General features: G+C 67.3%; 16 protein-coding genes and 2 pseudogenes. 11 read left to right on the top strand and 7 right to left on the bottom strand.

The window, feature by feature from the left end:
• Window positions 1–181 precede the first annotated feature (181 nt).
• Together ABZ656_RS50180 and ABZ656_RS50175 are read right to left on the bottom strand one after the other, a co-directional pair.
• Window positions 182–1,171, bottom strand: a complete 990-nt coding sequence (locus ABZ656_RS50180) for a hypothetical protein (RefSeq protein WP_360278300.1) — start codon at window positions 1,169–1,171, stop codon at window positions 182–184.
• A gap of 11 nt (window positions 1,172–1,182) precedes the next feature.
• On the bottom strand, window positions 1,183–1,590 hold the full coding sequence (locus tag ABZ656_RS50175; protein ID WP_360278297.1) for a hypothetical protein: 408 nt from the start codon (window positions 1,588–1,590) through the stop codon (window positions 1,183–1,185).
• Between the two features lie 887 nt (window positions 1,591–2,477).
• On the opposite strand from ABZ656_RS50175, the pseudogene ABZ656_RS50170 reads away from it, so the two are divergent.
• Window positions 2,478–2,591, top strand: a pseudogene (locus ABZ656_RS50170) (IS5/IS1182 family transposase); the annotation flags it as partial.
• A 5-nt stretch (window positions 2,592–2,596) separates the two neighbouring features.
• Here the strand turns inward: ABZ656_RS50170 and ABZ656_RS50165 are convergent.
• Window positions 2,597–2,971, bottom strand: coding sequence for a hypothetical protein (locus tag ABZ656_RS50165; protein WP_360278294.1), 375 nt, complete (start codon window positions 2,969–2,971; stop codon window positions 2,597–2,599).
• A 265-nt stretch (window positions 2,972–3,236) separates the two neighbouring features.
• Between ABZ656_RS50165 and ABZ656_RS50160 the strand changes: the two genes are divergently transcribed.
• The 5 genes from ABZ656_RS50160 (at window position 3,237) to ABZ656_RS50140 (ending at window position 6,160) form a co-directional block, all read left to right on the top strand.
• Window positions 3,237–3,794, top strand: a complete 558-nt coding sequence (locus ABZ656_RS50160) for a hypothetical protein (protein ID WP_360278291.1) — start codon at window positions 3,237–3,239, stop codon at window positions 3,792–3,794.
• A 26-nt stretch (window positions 3,795–3,820) separates the two neighbouring features.
• A complete protein-coding gene (locus tag ABZ656_RS50155) occupies window positions 3,821–4,009 on the top strand; it encodes a hypothetical protein (RefSeq protein ID WP_360278288.1) in 189 nt (62 codons plus the stop codon).
• A 66-nt stretch (window positions 4,010–4,075) separates the two neighbouring features.
• The gene (locus tag ABZ656_RS50150; protein WP_360278285.1) at window positions 4,076–4,960 is read left to right on the top strand and encodes a hypothetical protein; all 885 of its coding nucleotides are present in this window, start codon (window positions 4,076–4,078) and stop codon (window positions 4,958–4,960) included.
• Between the two features lie 17 nt (window positions 4,961–4,977).
• Window positions 4,978–5,145 carry a hypothetical protein gene (locus ABZ656_RS50145; RefSeq protein WP_360278282.1) on the top strand — a complete coding sequence of 56 codons (168 nt, stop codon included), beginning with the start codon at window positions 4,978–4,980 and terminating at the stop codon, window positions 5,143–5,145.
• 313 nt (window positions 5,146–5,458) lie between these two features.
• A complete protein-coding gene (locus tag ABZ656_RS50140; protein WP_360278279.1) occupies window positions 5,459–6,160 on the top strand; it encodes a hypothetical protein in 702 nt (233 codons plus the stop codon).
• A gap of 462 nt (window positions 6,161–6,622) precedes the next feature.
• On the opposite strand, the gene ABZ656_RS50135 is transcribed toward ABZ656_RS50140, so the two are convergent.
• Both ABZ656_RS50135 and ABZ656_RS50130 read right to left on the bottom strand, forming a co-directional pair.
• On the bottom strand, window positions 6,623–7,180 hold the full coding sequence (locus ABZ656_RS50135; protein ID WP_360278276.1) for an N-acetyltransferase: 558 nt from the start codon (window positions 7,178–7,180) through the stop codon (window positions 6,623–6,625).
• 1 nt (window position 7,181) lies between these two features.
• The gene (locus tag ABZ656_RS50130) at window positions 7,182–8,159 is read right to left on the bottom strand and encodes a hypothetical protein (RefSeq protein WP_360278273.1); all 978 of its coding nucleotides are present in this window, start codon (window positions 8,157–8,159) and stop codon (window positions 7,182–7,184) included.
• Window positions 8,160–8,634: 475 nt separating this feature from the next.
• On the opposite strand from ABZ656_RS50130, the gene ABZ656_RS50125 reads away from it, so the two are divergent.
• The 4 genes and pseudogenes from ABZ656_RS50125 to ABZ656_RS50110 all read left to right on the top strand — a co-directional run.
• Window positions 8,635–9,189: a hypothetical protein gene (locus ABZ656_RS50125; protein WP_360278270.1), complete on the top strand. Its 555-nt coding sequence runs from the start codon at window positions 8,635–8,637 to the stop codon at window positions 9,187–9,189.
• Window positions 9,186–9,398 carry a hypothetical protein gene (locus ABZ656_RS50120; RefSeq protein ID WP_360278267.1) on the top strand — a complete coding sequence of 71 codons (213 nt, stop codon included), beginning with the start codon at window positions 9,186–9,188 and terminating at the stop codon, window positions 9,396–9,398. The genes ABZ656_RS50125 and ABZ656_RS50120 overlap by 4 nt, the downstream gene beginning before the upstream one ends.
• 46 nt (window positions 9,399–9,444) lie before the next feature.
• Window positions 9,445–10,134, top strand: coding sequence for a hypothetical protein (locus ABZ656_RS50115; protein WP_360278264.1), 690 nt, complete (start codon window positions 9,445–9,447; stop codon window positions 10,132–10,134).
• Window positions 10,135–10,845: 711 nt separating this feature from the next.
• Window positions 10,846–11,517: pseudogene (locus ABZ656_RS50110) on the top strand (VWA-like domain-containing protein); the annotation flags it as partial.
• 27 nt (window positions 11,518–11,544) lie between these two features.
• Here ABZ656_RS50110 and ABZ656_RS50105 read toward each other — a convergent pair.
• Both ABZ656_RS50105 and ABZ656_RS50100 read right to left on the bottom strand, forming a co-directional pair.
• Window positions 11,545–12,537 carry a DUF3048 domain-containing protein gene (locus tag ABZ656_RS50105; protein WP_101403933.1) on the bottom strand — a complete coding sequence of 331 codons (993 nt, stop codon included), beginning with the start codon at window positions 12,535–12,537 and terminating at the stop codon, window positions 11,545–11,547.
• A gap of 164 nt (window positions 12,538–12,701) precedes the next feature.
• Window positions 12,702–13,772: an ATP-dependent DNA ligase gene (locus ABZ656_RS50100; protein WP_360278261.1), complete on the bottom strand. Its 1,071-nt coding sequence runs from the start codon at window positions 13,770–13,772 to the stop codon at window positions 12,702–12,704.
• 74 nt (window positions 13,773–13,846) lie between these two features.
• Between ABZ656_RS50100 and ligD the strand changes: the two genes are divergently transcribed.
• Window positions 13,847–14,863, top strand: a complete 1,017-nt coding sequence (gene ligD, locus ABZ656_RS50095; RefSeq protein WP_101402114.1) for a non-homologous end-joining DNA ligase — start codon at window positions 13,847–13,849, stop codon at window positions 14,861–14,863.
• Window positions 14,864–14,979 lie beyond the last annotated feature (116 nt).

Below are 14,979 nucleotides of genomic sequence, written 5' to 3'. Positions count from 1 at the left end.
ACGTCCACCAGCTCTGCCTTCGTCCCCTCCGACACCCCCGCATCCTACGACCCAACAGCCCACGAAAACCGATGAGTTATTGATCGGCAGGCCCCAGGGCCCCGGCGTTCTCGCGAAATGTCCGGTCTGTGTCTCGCTGTCATGCGCGGGGAGCCTGCCGCCGACAGTACCGGGGTGGCGGTTACAGTTCATCCTCTGGCGTGGTACCAGAGCCCTTACCGTCCTTTGCTACGGATTCGTCCCGACGTTGCAACGTGTACCGGGAGAGCCCGAAACGCCACAGGAGGAACAGGCCAATGATGGCCGTGACGATCCCGCCGACGAGCTGGAGGGGAAGACGGACGACAGTGGCTTCAACTACCTTGGGGCGACCACCTTTCTGGGGGATCGCCACCTTGATGTGACAGACACACGCCAGCGGCGGGTCAGTCCACTGCGTTTTCACAGTGCGGGAGGATCCGCGGAGAACGGTGAAATCAGAGAAGGCGATTTTCGTCCCGTCCGCCTCGGCGACGAGGTTGTGACGTGGTCCGTAAAAGTCGTGGTGGACGGTGCCGGTCTCTTTGACGGTCGCGGTGAGACTGATGGGGCCGCCGACAGAGAGTCCGGCCGTCTCCAGATTTGTCGCCTTCACGGCATCGATCGTCGATCCGCGCACCGTAACGAGCAGAGGAACAGCCACGCCCCGGTTGATCAGCATGCGGTTCTGCTCATGGGAAGGAACGAGGGATAGTAGAGCGACGTAGTGCTCCCCAGGTTCCGGGGCAGCAGGCACCGTGAGGTGTACGGTCACCTTCTGAGTTGCACCCGGGTCGAGTTGGAAGTGCTGCGGAGTCATGGCCACCCAGTTTGCAGCCGAGTACGGCGCGGTGGGCGGGTAGGTCAACGATCCGTCGGCGTGCTGTTCCACGGATGTCGCCGACACGTTGACGTCCCCCTTGACCTTTCCGGTATTGGAGACCTTGAAATGCTCCACGGTCGTAACCTGGTCAGGTGACATGACAAGCCGGGTGGGGCTGACCTTGATCGCGAATGCCGGCGCAGCGGGCGAGGGTGGGGATTCAGGCAGCGAGAATGCACTGGAGCGTGACGTGATGATCAATGAGGTGGCGCTCAGCAGGATTCCTGCTGAGCGGAGGAAATGCCTGTTCACGGCCTTCTTCTGGCGCAAGATTCAGTCGGCTACAACGTCGCAGCGATGTAGTTGAGGGTGGTGCGGTAGGTGTCTGGCTGTACGGCCGGGATGTTGATCGAGTAGTCGTTGCTGAGGTTGTCTCCGGCAGGTGCCGACGGCGTGTGCTGGAGGTGAACGGTCACCGGGCTCGTGTCTGAGAGTGGGTACAACAGTGGACCGCTGCCGGTCTCGCGCACATAGAGATTGCCGATGGGAATCGAGTCGGTATTGCCGGCAGAGCCGGTCAACGTGGGTGTGGTCGACTGCACGGTGACTTGGTAGCCAGCGGGGTTGTTGGTGGTCACTGTCATATTGACCGCGCCAGTCGACGACACGGTTGTGCTCGGGTCGCCGGTCAAGGTAAATGATCCTGTCAGGTTTGACAGTGTGATCGCGCCAAGCACCGATACGTTCACGGTGGTCGTATCACTGGACGTGTCCGCATAGGCAGGAGCAGCAGGGCTGAACGTAGAAGCCCCAAGACTGAGGACTGCCAGGAGAGATCTCGTCAGGGGGCTCCGCAGAGATGGGGAGACAAGCTTGCCTGGGCCTTCGTTCACGTTTGTCTCCAAACCTAGATGATCTTGACGTCCAGCTACTGTCTCAAGGTGATCTCATGTTTGTGGTGATGTGACGTGGTCACTGACTGCTGCCATCACCCGTTCAGCTCAGAGACTTCACCGCAATGGATCAGCGCCCAACAAGCCGATATGCCGTTGTGGAACCTGTTCGGCAGGCATGCGAAAGTCCCCGGAGCAATAGTCAAGACCTGTGGATGGGTGAGGTTCCCCCGAGATGCGGGGAATGGTGACTGCAGGTCAGATGGGTCTCATGAGAGGAGCCCAGAGGATGCCTGCCCCGAGAAAGTACCCGCTGGAGTTGCGTGAGCGTCCGGCGATCAGTGCGATACCCGGATTCGGGCGTCTTCAAAGTTGAGCGATGTGGAGGCAGGACTCCGTCAGGCCTGAGTGCCTCCCGACTAAGGCTTGTCCGGCCGATTGTCGCCGTCATACTGCACCTTGACGCGTGAGGTCCCCGCGGGGTGACCATGGCCTATGACTCGCGCTCTCTCGACGCCGCCCGTCATCGCCCCCGGCTTCCTCGCCGCCTCCCCGCAGCCCGTGCTTACGGCTGCCAGAGGACTGTTGTTGCGGCCCTGGAAAGGGACCGACACGCCAGCATTCCTCTCTGCGTACCAGGACGACGAAATTCGGCGCTGGCACACGCGTCGCCCTGCGTCCGAGGTCCAGGTGCGGGAGTCTGACCGGCTCACGCTGTAGTCACTGGAGAGCCGGATGACGGGCACCAGTTCAAACGGCTCCGCATCCGATACGAACGACGCGCCGATCTCCATCAGGGCCTGCTCGAACTGGCCTGCAGCCTCATATGCCTCCGCCGCCTGCGAACCTCATCCTGAAGCGATCAGTTGGCTACGCTGAACCACCCCGGCCGCACCTCGGTCAGAAGCGGTTGCAGGGACCGCACTGCGGACCGCAGGTCCTGATCCGTGACGTCGAGAGGCTTCGGCAGGCTCAGCCCGTAGCAGCGCAGCCGCCAGAGGTCGAAGACTTCGCTCCCGTCGGCTGCGAAGTCCACATCGACCTCAGTGCCGTTGTCGCTGACGAAGCGGCACCCTGCCCCATGAACTGTGTAGGAGTAGGTGCCGATGTGCCCACTCCGGCTGATTTGGCGACGCGAACGGGCCAGGCCGAGGACATCTGCCAGTCGCTCCAGCGAGGGGATCGCCACCTTCATGGCCTCGTCAATCGCGTTCAGAGCGTGGACGTAACCGAGCACGAGGTCTCGCGCAGCCCCAACCCGTTCCATACGGCGTCATCCCCCCTGAGCCCGGGAAGGGATTGTTCCATGGGCCGCCAGCGTCTCCGCAGGACGGCATTCTGAAACGATCAGTGAGTCTGTCCAGGCGGTCGGCCGGACTGGAACTCGCGGACGGCACCCTGGGCTCAGCATGCCGGGCGGGTAGACGAGCTCCGCGGCTACCCTTGCTCGGCACGCCGCTGGTTTTGGGCCGGGCGATCGCGCGGGAGACAGGGGCACGCCCGTGGCAACCAAAGACTTCAGCGTCCGTACCGAACCCCACGTCGCGAACCTCGGCGACCTGGGCAAGTTGGAATTCGTTCCGGAAGTCTTCGGGGACGAGTTCCTCGACGGCTACACCAAGGTCCAGGAGGCACAGGCCGCGCTCGGCGACGAGACCGACCTGACGAAGCTGGAGCCGGGCACACTGCGCGGCGTGTACGGGTCGATGCGGGCGTTCCTGGGGACGCTGATGACGCCCGAGTCGGCTGCGAAGTTCCTTCGCTTCGAAGTCATCAAGGGCGGCAAGGTGGCGGCGCACTTCCGGTCACGGGACGAAGCGGAGAAGCACGCCGGCGAGATGACGGGCGCGGCCCGCGTCGAGGACAAGTCGATGCGACTGCCGGACCGGGTCCTGGTCGAGCTGCTGGAGTGGGTGACGGAGCTGTACGGAGGCGGCAACGACCGCCCTACTACACCGTCCAGCGGATCCTCGCGAGCGTCGCGGAGGGCTGGGACGCCTGGGAAGGCTCCCTCGCGCTCCAAGGTATCGACCCGCACCGCTGGACGCTCCGCACGCTGATCAACGCGGCCGAGCAGTCGATGTACATGAGTGCCGAGGACGACGCCGAGCGGAAGTGCATCGAGGCCCGCCTGTACGCGAAGCCGAAGGCCCTGCGGAGGGCTGGCGGACAGAGTCCGCAACAGCAGCCGCAGCGGGGCGGCCCGACCCTCAGTGGCGCACAGGCCCTCATGGCGCAGATGGCGGCGCAGGACGCCCAGCTCGGCGCGGGGTGAAACGGCTAGTCTGAGATCGCCGCTGGTTTTGGGCCGGGCAACCGCACTCCTTCGTGAGGTTGCCCGGTGGCCGGCGATGACGTGGACTTCGGGTCCGCCCACATCACGATCGACATCAACGACGGCAACGCCGACTCCGAGTCTCGCGCTGCCGGTATCCGCATTCAGCGGGCGTTGCTGCGGGCGACGCGCAACATCGGCGACCAGATGCGCCGGCAGATCCAGCGGGGTCTTGCCGCCGCGGCGGTCACGGTCCGCGTCGAGCCGGACCTGAGCCGGTTCGATGCACAGTTGCTGGCCGGGCTGCGGTCGCTGGACTCCATCGACATCCCGGTCGCGCCCGACGTCACGGGGTTCGTGGAGCGGCTGAGGGTGCTCCTGGCGGACGTTGAGATCCCCATCCGGGTCGTCCCCGACCTGTCGGACTTCGACGCCCGTATCCGCGCGCACAACGCGCCGGACGTACGGGTCAACGCGAACGTCAACGTCGACGCCAACCGGCTGACCCGGGCCCTGTCCGGGGTCGCCGGAATTGCGGGGAGGGTCGGCGGCGCGCTGGGCGGGCTGCTGAAGCTCGGCGCGATCGGTATTGCCGCGACGGGTGCGGCGGCGGGCGTCGCCAAGTTCGCGGCGGCGCTCGCCCCGGCGGCCGGGATCATCGCTGCGGCCCCGGCCGCCATCCTCGGATTCCAGGCAGCGCTCGGCGCGTTGAAGCTGGCGCTGGCGGGGGTCAGTGACGCGTTCCAGGCCGCGCTGACCGGGGACTCCAAGGCGTTCGAGAAGTCCCTGGAGAACCTGTCACCGAAGGCGAAGGCGGCGGCGCGCGAGGTCCGTGCGCTGAAACCGGCGTTCGACTCCTTGCGGAACAGCTGTTCCGTCGCACCAGCCAGTTCCTCGACGACTGGTACGGGGAAGATGGACGCCCCGGGGTCCCGGCGCGCCCGGGGGTGATGGAGCGGGTATCGGGGATGGAGGAACGCCTCGGCCACGTCTGGCACGAGGTGTATCCCAACAACGGCAGCAGCCTTCGAGACGCCGTCGACCAGGCGAACGAGCGCCTGGCCCTGCTCTGTCCCGACGCCGACCCGCGCCTCCAGCAGCCGACTGCCCCGCCGGACGATCAGGCTGACCCCTGACCGGACGCCCGCCCTATGCGTCGGGGTGGGCGTCCTCCCTTGTGGCATTCCGTCCCGCCGTACGAGACGGAGGACACCGTGACCACCGACGCCGACCGGGACGATCTCCTAACCCCAGCCACACCTGCTACCTCTTCCGCACCGCCACTCCACCCTATGAGAATCAGTCTATAAATAGCCAAAGCAGATGAAAACGACCTCTTAGCTGCCGTGTTCGATACCCCGGCGGGAAGCCGGTCACAGGCTGTGGGAACTACTGAATACGGAGCATCGTCTGTCACCCTGGGTGTCGCGGACTGACCAGAGGAGAAGCATGATTGAGCTTTTGCGACTACTGATAGAGACTGTGACCCAGGGGATACCGCGAATTGGGTCATTTCGAGAATCCAAGAAGCGTCGCGACCTTGCTATCGACTTATTTCTCCTCTATGTGCGCTTTAATGAGACTATGGTGGCGGCAGATGTGATAGTGAAGCTACTAGAAGCGTATGTGGCGCCCGAGCCTAGGCGTGATCGCGGGTTTGCTATTGACCAGCTGAGGTTTGAAATGGAGCGGCAGGTAAATAACCTCGACAGGCTACGAGCCACGCTCATAGACCGGAGTGCCGTCTTGTGGATCATCGAGCCGGAGGCGTACCGGCGGCTCGCGGTCATGGTGGGTGGCAAGCAGGATCACCTGATTACGCTCCGCATGCTGATGGAGCGAGGGCGTTTGCCGCTAGGTCCAAACTACGCTGAATTTTCTAGTCTTGGTGTCCGCGATATTCAAAGTGGGCATTTCGTCTCCCCTCGCTATGCGCCTCGTGCCTTCCTCTCTGAGGGCGTGACATTCGATCTGGAGACCAATGACGATACTGTGATTGAGCGCGTGCGCGCCTATGTGGAGAGCGGAAGTCCGCAGGATCGGATTGCGGATATTCGCGCCGCTCTTGAGGATTTGCGTGTCGCGCTGGAGGCGAATTTCTCCTTGGCGGAGGTCCTTGTTGAAGTCGGAGACCGCAGACTCGAACGCTAAGTGGCCTTTATGCGGCTTCGGTCATCTCTGTCTCCTTAGAGTCGGCCCACAGGAGGAGGAGGCGTCGGTACTCCTCGGCGCGCTGCGGTGTGGGTGGCTCACCCATGAGGTTCCGGATGCTGGCGTTGACCTAGGCAGGGGCAGGCGTCACCGGGCCGTGAGGCAGAGGGACGGTGGGCATACCCATACCGTACGGGGCGCCACTGACATTTCGTCCAGCAAGTTTGTTCTATTCTTCGTTCGAGGTGATGAGCGCTCGTCGCCCAGATGAGGACACAGACATGACGACCCCAGTGCCACCGGTTACGGAGCCCGACCCCAGCACCATGATCTGCCCTGGTAGTCACGTCGGGCTGTGCGCGGGATGCCAGCGGCAGCCGTGGCGGTACGGCCCGGGTGGCCTCCCCCTGTGTACCTGGTGCTTTGCCGAGCAGAGGGATCGGTGGGGGCCCGGGGTGCGGTTCACCAGTACCCGCGGTTAGCGCCCAGGGTGAGCATCATCGCGTCGTAGAGCGGCGCGTCCTCGAAGGGGAGTACCTCGCCGAAGCATTCGTACCCCCACGCCTCGTACAGGGCGCGTACGCGCGGATGGTCCCGCTCGACGAGGAGCGTGACCCGCTCCTCGGATCTGCCGCGCAGCAGCTCGTCGTGAATCTCGTGGGCGGCGCCGGTACCGCGGACCTTCTCGACGACCATCAGCTCTGACAGGGCGAACGTGCGGGCCCCGGTCTCCACCGTTGCGCCGTCGGCGACCGGTGTCCGCAGGCCGCGCCACCAGCGGGTGCCCTCCTGCAGGGTGCAGCCGTACGCGTAGCCGACCGGAATGGTGTCCATGTAGGCGACGACGGCGGCGAAGCCGGGAACCTCCGTGTTCCAGCCCAGGCGCTCGTCGAACCGGGCGACGCTGTGGAACTCATCGCCGAGCCGATCGGCGTACACCTCGGCGTACACGTCGAGGAGCTGGGGGCGGATGTCCTCGAGTCCCGCCGCGTCGCGTCGCTCCAGCCGTAGCCCGTCCACGTCATGCTCCCGTCTGTCGTGTCTGCTCCAGGAAGTCCGCCGCGTCCGGCACGCGCTTCGCATGCTGGCGCATCTGGCGTCGCAGGTCATCGAGCTTGTCCTGCACGCGGTCGCTCTGCACCCGCTTGGCGATCACGGCCGCCCGCGCCGCCTCGGCCACCGCGTGTTCGACCTCCCCGCCATCGAGGAGGGCTTGAGCGTGCTGGGCCGTGTAGTAGACCCGGTTCCGCTCGAACCGCGGCTCCAGCAGGGCCAGCGCGGACGCGGTGAGCTTCTGAGCGCGGGCGTGACGGCCGAGGGCCTGGTGTGCCGCACCGGCGAGACCGGTGATCTCGGCCGGGGTGAGGAAGGACAGCCATGCGGCGGGCTGCCCCTGGGCACGGTCATATGCGGTCTCGGCGCGCGCGAGGGAGTGTTCAGCTCGGGTCCGTTCGCCGGTCCTGGCGTGGCCGACGGCCTGACGGCAGTGCAGGAGCGCCATGAGCCACGGGTCGTTCTTCGCCTGCCGGGTCTCGACCGCGGCCCGGCCGATGCGGACAGCTTCCTGATTGCGGTTGAGGAGTCGGGCCTGCATGGCGAGGTTGGACCAGACGCGCGCCTGGAGCATGCCGTCACCGGCGAGGATGCCCGCCTGCAAGGCCTCGTTGTAGAGGGCTGTGGCCTCGGGCTGGAGGCCTGCGTCGTAGGCGAACCAGCCAGCGGAGGCGGCGAGATCGCCGGTGGCGGAGTACAGGAGACGCTCGACTCGCTCGCCATAGGAGCAGTTGTTGAGGGCGTTCTGCACGCGGCGCAGGGCGTCGGAGGCGACGTCGTGGAGGGCCCCGCCGCCTAAGGCGTGGTCGTGCTTGTAGAGGGCCGGGACGATGGCCCGGATCCTCTCGGCATCGCCTGTACCCAGACGCCCCGTTGCGGGGATGGCATCGAGGCCGAGGGCTGCGGCCAGACCCACGGCGATGAAACCGAACTCTCGTCGTCTCACGGGGCGTGCCTCCTTCACGGACGCCGGCCGCCGGGGCGGTGAGGGCACGCGTGAGGACTTGCGTGGGATGAACCCCATGGCCTCCGGAGTACAGCGGAAGATCTCCTGGAGCGGCACAAGGTAGCGAGGCCACGGCCATTGCACGTCACCGGAGATCCAGCGCCGGACATGCCGGTCGGAACAGTTGTTGGGCTTGCCGAAGAGGTCTGAAGAGACCTGGTTGACCTCGTCTGCCAGTTCGGAGTGAGTGAAGCCGTGCTTGCTGAGCAAGGCTTCGAGCCTGGTGTTCCTGTCTCCAGCCACAGCTTTCCTCTCACTCCCCGGACCTTCGACCGTAGCCCGGATGGCGCTCCCTCTTAGGTAAAACTGTCCGGTCCGCCGTGAGTAACTCGCAGGTGTCTGTCCTGACTTGCTACAGGACACTTCCGGTTTCCTCAGGTCATGGCCGCAAAGGCCAAACGAGTGAGGAGCCATCGTGACGGAGCGAGCAGCGGACGAAAGTACCGGACGAGCGTCGGCGGGCTCCGGACCCCAGATCGTGATGCAGCAAGAGCGCGAGCTCGCCATCGCGCATTGGCTGTTAGGCGCCGCACCGGACGTCACTCAGTCGCGGTGGGAGTGGGCCCAGGACAGCGAGACGTTTCTACGCTGCGGCGGGCTCTTCACTGCCGTGCGGATCCCTGGCGTTATCGTCCGCGCGGTTGCCGGGGAGCAGGATCCCAGCGTGGTGGACCGGGTCCTCGCGGAAGCCCTCGACGGAGGACCCGTCATCGCGACGTACGGGCGGAACCTGTACTACGCCCTCGTGCCCCCTTCCACCGGACGGCACTGGCAGGAACCGAGCGCCGAGTGTCTCGTGAACCGCACGCTGCTGGGAGTGCCTCCCGTCGGCCGCAACACGTACAACGGGGGTAAGCCGTACTGGGCCGTCCCGCCGGACGGGCCGGCCGAGCTGTGCATGCCCGAGGACGTGAAGCGCTTCGTGCGGTATGCGCTGCTGCGCTGGCAGGACAGCGAGTTCCCGCGATGACCCGAGCCCTCCCTGCCGCCGAGGGTGCATCGCTGAGCGAGGTTCTGCCGCCCTTCGACCAGCTCAGCCCGAGGCAGCAGAGCGCCATCGACTGTGTCCTCTGCACCCGACGCCTGGGGATGAACGGCCGCGTGCTGGGCGAGGCCCGCCACCGGGGCTTCGTGTTCCGGCTTTGGGGCTGCACACCAGGCTGCCGGGCCGCCCCCTAGCGGCGCGCTCCTTCCGCCTCCCGCACTGCACAGGAAGGACCTGCGCGTGTTGCCACCAGCCCCGCCGGGAGTGGTCCCGTACATCGCTGGCTACAGCGAGGAAGCGCTCCTGAACCCGCGGATCGTCCGTCATCTGTTCTTCCCTGGGGTGGCGTACGCGGATGAGACGCCTCACGACCGCGACAGCTTCGGCATGTTGTGGGTCCGCCCGACGCTCCTCCCGAGGCGCCGGCGTGGGGAGCCACGGCTCCGGGAGGTCCATCCGTACCGGCAGCGCCGGGCCATGGCGAACATGATGTGCCAGGTCTGCACACGACCGCCCGAGGACCTGGACGCGCCACTTCTCTTCCTCATGCGGGACACCGGCGGCCCGGTGAAGGAGGGGGAGCGCACGGCGAGTCCGCCGGTGTGCGTGCCGTGTGCCGGGATCTCCATCCAGCTCTGCCACGCCCTCCGCCGTGGCCACTACGTGGCGGCGAGGGTGGAGCACGCTCCCGCGTGGGGCGTCGCAGGTCTCGTCTACGACCCGGACACGTTCACTCCGCACCCCGGTAAGGAACTGGAGCGCGTGGAGTACGGCACGGAGCGCGCCCTCTGGACGGTGGCGGCGCGAGCGGTCGTCGCGCTGTACGGCGTCACGCCAGTGGACTTGGAAGAGGAGTTCGCCCACCTCGGGACGGACCGGCTGGAGGGGGAGTTCGCCCGCGTCGCTGGACTGGTGGGCGCCGGGCGGTGAGCGTCCGGCCGCGCTGGCGCACTGGCTGAGGTGAACCGCTGAGCCTCTGCCCTTCTCGACTCCCGTCCCAGGCCGCGCTGACCGTACATCGCGCGGCCTGGGTGCGGGCACAACGCACCCTCTGTCGACGTTGCCTGACGTCGTACGGCTGGCCCCTGCCCGGCGGCACGCGAGAGCTCGATGGGCCGCGACGCCGGGCGGGTTCCTCAACTACCCCTGAAAGGTACGGACTTAAGGTGACTTGTTCGGCGGGTCGGCCGGGAGTAGCCCGCACCCTGCGATCCGGACGATCCACTTCATCTTAGTGATGTATGAACTTTCCGTGAGTTACACGATCATCTGCGTAGTTTCCTGGTAAGCCCTTTCGATCACGGTTGTTCAAGGTCAAACTGATCTCTCCGCGTACACAACCGGCCATGATCGGGTGGCTACAGAAGACTTCGTCGGGGGTTCCCTGGCGGTGAGGCGCGGTTCCGGCTCCTTGCTCCGCAAGCTGGGGGACTGGAACCGCAGGTGGGCCCGGCAGTCTCATCGCCGGGCCCACCCCCTTTTTTTTACGTGGCCAGACGCGTTTCGGATGCGCGCGTTCCCAGTGTGTTCCCACGGGAACACGGACACGCGGCAATCCGGGTTGATCCGGGAAGATCCGTGAGGATGCGGGGAGATTCGCCGAGGTCAAGGCATCGCCGCAGGTCAGATGGGGTCGCAGGGCGGGACGCGGTCCGGTTCCGGGTGGCGCAGGGCATCACCGCCCGTCCGGGAGACACCCCGAACGGGTGGCGGCGGTGGGCGGACGAAGCGTTCCACCCGCCGCAGCCCTGGCGCGAGTTGCTGGGCGCGGCGGTACGCTCGGCGGCGTCGGCCTCCGGCGTGGGGGAGGACTACACGTACGGCCGGCCGTCGCGGCGCTCGGCCGGGGTGCCCGGCGCCGTGCTGCCGAGCCTGCGGCGCAGGCCGCCTCGGGTCTGCGTGGTCATCGACACCTCCGGGTCGGTCAGTGACGCCGAACTGGGCAGCGCGCTCCTCGAGGTCACCGCCATCTCCCGCGCCGTGGGCGGCCGCCGCGACCTGGTCACCGTGGTGCCCTGCGACGCGGCGGCCCCGATCGCGCACCCGCTGTGCCGTGCCGAGGGAATACCGCTGGTGGGCGGCGGGGGTACGGACCTGCGCACGGGCTTCGCCAAGGCGCTCCGGGCGCAGCCCCGACCGGACGTCGTCGTGGTCCTGACGGACGGGCAGACACCGTGGCCGGACCGGCCACCGTGCCGGACGGTGGTGGGTCTGTTCCCCCGGGAGTCGGCGGCCGGGCCGGGGGACGAGGACGATCCCGGCTACACACCGGACTCACCGCCCGCGTGGGCACGAGTGGTGGTCATCGGGTAGACCCCGGCCGCGGTCACGGCTTCGTCGTCATGCCTTGGCGAAGACCACCCACACCTGCCCCTTCGCGAAGTTCATCGGCGCACCGTCGGTGGTCGTGAAGTCCGTGCCGTCGCCGGCGGCCGGGCGCTTCCAGCCGGCGTCGAAGACCTTGCCGTCGCGCAGCACCTTCGCCGTGCCCGAGCCCACCGTCTCCGTGTACGGCGTGTTGTTGCCGAGGACGTCGTGGTACTTGGAGTTGCGCACCTTCACGTACTGCACGACGACGGTCGCGGGCGCCACCCGCTTCCCGTCCGTCGTCACCGTCGGCGTCCCGTCCATCGACACCAGCCAGCGGTGCTTGCTCGCCGACCAGGCGAAGGTGAAGCGGGCCGCGGGGAAGCGCACCGTGCGGGAGGTCTCCGGGCTCCCGCCCGCCGGGGCGGCACCGAAGTGGAACCCGGTGGTGAGGGCGTCGGCCCCCGGCGCGGAGCGCATGAGCTGCTTCGGGTGCAGAAAGAGGTTGTGGGGGGCGACCTTGGAGGCACTGCGGTAGTACGCGCTGGAGCCCTGGTCGGCCGACACCGCGTGCAGCGGCGCCTTGGCGATGACCGGCAGCAGCTTGTGCTGGGCACCTGAGAAGGCGAGCGTCGGCATGTGGAACTGGCGCAGCAGCTCCAGGTCCGACTCCCGCGCACTGCGCACCGGCCCGACGGCCTCGGGCAGCTTGCTCGCGTAGATGGCCATCAGCCTGCTCAGACCGCCCTCGACCTGCTCCGCGTAGACGACGTCCGCCGCGTCGAGACCCGTTTGAGGGCGCGCCGCACTCACATTGTCGATCTTCACGGCGAGTACGGGACCGGCACCGGCGGCACTCGTGGGGGTCCGGGCCGGTCCCGTCTCCTGCCCTTGGCTGCGGCTCGGTGCCGGGGCGCGTCCGTCGTCGGCGGCGCTACTGCCCGAGGAACAGCCTGTCATCAGGGAGCCGGCCGCGGCGACGGTCAGCAGCGCCGCCGTCATCACGCCGCACCGCGTCCGCGCCATCTGTCGCATGCTCAACGTGCCACCCTGTCCCGTGTCATCGATTGTGCGCTCATAGGTTCATCGGTGGCCATACCCGCTCACTTCTGTTCGCGTGCGCCGAGTTGAGCCGATCAGCCCACTTATTGGACCGATCGGACCGCGGGTCGGTTGTGCGGGTGACGGAGTCAGTTCTGCGGGCCGAGGATCTTCGCGAGGTCGTATCCGACGGGCTCGTCCAACTGGCTGTACGTACAGCTCTCCGCGGTCCGGTCCGGGCGCCAGCGGCGGAAGCGGGCCGTGTGACGGAACCGCACGCTGTTCTCCATGTGGTCGTACGCCACCTCCGCCACCCGTTCGGGCTGCAGCGGCACCCAGGAGAAGTCCTTCTTCGTCGACCACCGGCTGGGCGCGCCCGGCAGCCGCGCGGACTCGTGCGCCGACTCCTGCGACCAGGCCGCCCAGGGATGCCGCCCGACGTCCTCCATGCGCAGCGGCTCCAGCTCCTCCACCAGCTGTGCCCGCTGTTTCATCGGGAAGGCGGCGCTCACCCCCACGTGCTGGAGGGTGCCCCCGTCGTCGTACAGACCGAGCAGCAGGGAGCCGACGACGGGCCCGCTCTTGTGGAGGCGGTACCCCGCGACGACGACGTCCGCGGTGCGCTCGTGCTTGATCTTGAACATGGCCCGTTCGCCCTGCCGGTAGCGCAGGTTGAGGGGCTTGGCGATGACCCCGTCGAGGCCCGCGCCTTCGTACTGCTCGAACCACCGCTCCGCCACCTCGCGGTCCGTGGTCGCCGGTGCCACGTGTACCGGGGCCGTCACCCCCGACAGCGCCGTCGTCAGCAGGGCCCGCCGGTCGCCGAGCGGCACGTCCAGCAGCGACTCGTCGGCCAGCGCCAGCAGATCGAAGGCCACGAAGGAGGCGGGAGTCCTCTCCGCCAGCATCCGTACCCGGGAGTCCGCGGGATGGATGCGCTCGGTGAGCGCGTCGAAGTCGAGACGGCCCTCCCTGGCGATCACGATCTCGCCGTCCATCACACAGCGCTCCGGCAGCCGCTCCCGCAACGCCGCCACCAGTTCGGGGAAGTACCTGGTCAGCGTCTTGCCGGTACGGCTGCCGAGCTCGACCTCGGCGCCGTCGCGGAACACGATCGTGCGGAACCCGTCCCACTTCGCCTCGTACTGCATGTCCGGCGGGATCTTCGCCACGGACTTGGCGAGCATCGGCTTCACGGGCGGCATCACCGGCAGATCCATGCTTCGATTCTGCGGCGACACGATGCCTTTCGCCCGGTGTGCGAGGTGTGCGCGCTGCGCCTACCGTGGCTCGCATGGCCGATGCGGTGGAACTCGACGCAGCCGGGAGGACCGTACGTCTGTCCAGCCCGGGCAGGATCTTCTTTCCGGAGCGCGGCTTCACGAAGCTGGACCTCGCCCAGTACTACCTGTCCGTCGGCCAGGGCATCCTGCGCGCCCTGCGCAACCGCCCCACCACCCTGGAGCGGTACCCGGAGGGCGTCACGGGCGAGAGTTTCTTCCAGAAGCGGGCGCCCAAGAACATGCCCGAGTGGATCCCGACCGCGCACATCACCTTCCCCAGCGGGCGCACCGCCGACGAGATGTGCCCCACCGAGGTCGCGGCCGTGGTGTGGGCCGCGCAGTACGGCACCCTCACCTTCCATCCGTGGCCGGTGCGCCGCGACGACGTCGACCACCCCGACGAACTCCGCATCGACCTCGACCCACAGCCCGGCACGGACTACGACGACGCCGTGCGCGCGGCCCATGAGCTGCGCGAGGTCCTGCACGAGTACGGCGATCTGCGCGGCTGGCCCAAGACCTCCGGCGGTCGCGGGCTGCACGTCTTCGTCCCGATCGCGCCGCGCTGGACCTTCACCCAGGTCCGCCGGGCCGCGATCGCCGCCGGGCGCGAACTCGAACGCCGGATGCCCGAGCAGGTGACCACCGCCTGGTGGAAGGAGGAACGCGGCGAGAAGATCTTCGTCGACTACAACCAGACCGCGCGGGACCGCACGATCGCCTCCGCCTATTCGGTACGGCCCCGCCCGCACGCCCCCGTCTCCGCGCCCCTGCGCTGGGACGAGGTGGGCGAAGCGCATCCCCAGGACTTCGACCTGGCGACCATGCCCAAGCGCTTCGCCGAACTCGGCGATGTGCACGCCGACATGGACGACCACGCCTTCTCCCTCGAAGCGCTCCTGGAGCTGGCCAGCCGCGACGAACACGACCACGGTCTCGGGGACCTGCCGTATCCCCCCGAGTACCCGAAGATGCCGGGCGAGCCCAAACGGGTACAACCGAGCCGAGCCAAGCGCGAGGACGGCTAGGCCCTGTCGTCAAATTCCCGTCTGCCCCGCGACGCCATGCACGCACTCTCGCCGCACCGGGCCCAGACCCGAGTACATCCAGTACGAGGGTCAGGGCCCGGCACGCCGAGAGCACG

Origin of the sequence: Streptomyces sp. NPDC007095, from assembly GCF_040634475.1 — a bacterium.
In the GTDB taxonomy this organism is placed as follows: Bacteria; Actinomycetota; Actinomycetes; order Streptomycetales; family Streptomycetaceae; genus Streptomyces.
The sequence above is the reverse complement of the archived record's forward strand: the minus strand, read 5'-3'. Positions and strand labels throughout refer to the sequence as shown.

Coding starts and splice junctions, on each gene's coding strand:
- ABZ656_RS50105 (WP_101403933.1), bottom strand. CDS start 12,537: ATGGCGCGGACGCGGTGCGGCGTGATGACGGCGGCGCTGCTGACCGTC.
- ligD (WP_101402114.1), top strand. CDS start 13,847: ATGGCCGATGCGGTGGAACTCGACGCAGCCGGGAGGACCGTACGTCTG.
- ABZ656_RS50120 (WP_360278267.1), top strand. CDS start 9,186: ATGACCCGAGCCCTCCCTGCCGCCGAGGGTGCATCGCTGAGCGAGGTT.
- ABZ656_RS50155 (WP_360278288.1), top strand. CDS start 3,821: ATGAGTGCCGAGGACGACGCCGAGCGGAAGTGCATCGAGGCCCGCCTG.
- ABZ656_RS50145 (WP_360278282.1), top strand. CDS start 4,978: ATGGAGGAACGCCTCGGCCACGTCTGGCACGAGGTGTATCCCAACAAC.
- ABZ656_RS50140 (WP_360278279.1), top strand. CDS start 5,459: ATGATTGAGCTTTTGCGACTACTGATAGAGACTGTGACCCAGGGGATA.
- ABZ656_RS50100 (WP_360278261.1), bottom strand. CDS start 13,772: ATGGATCTGCCGGTGATGCCGCCCGTGAAGCCGATGCTCGCCAAGTCC.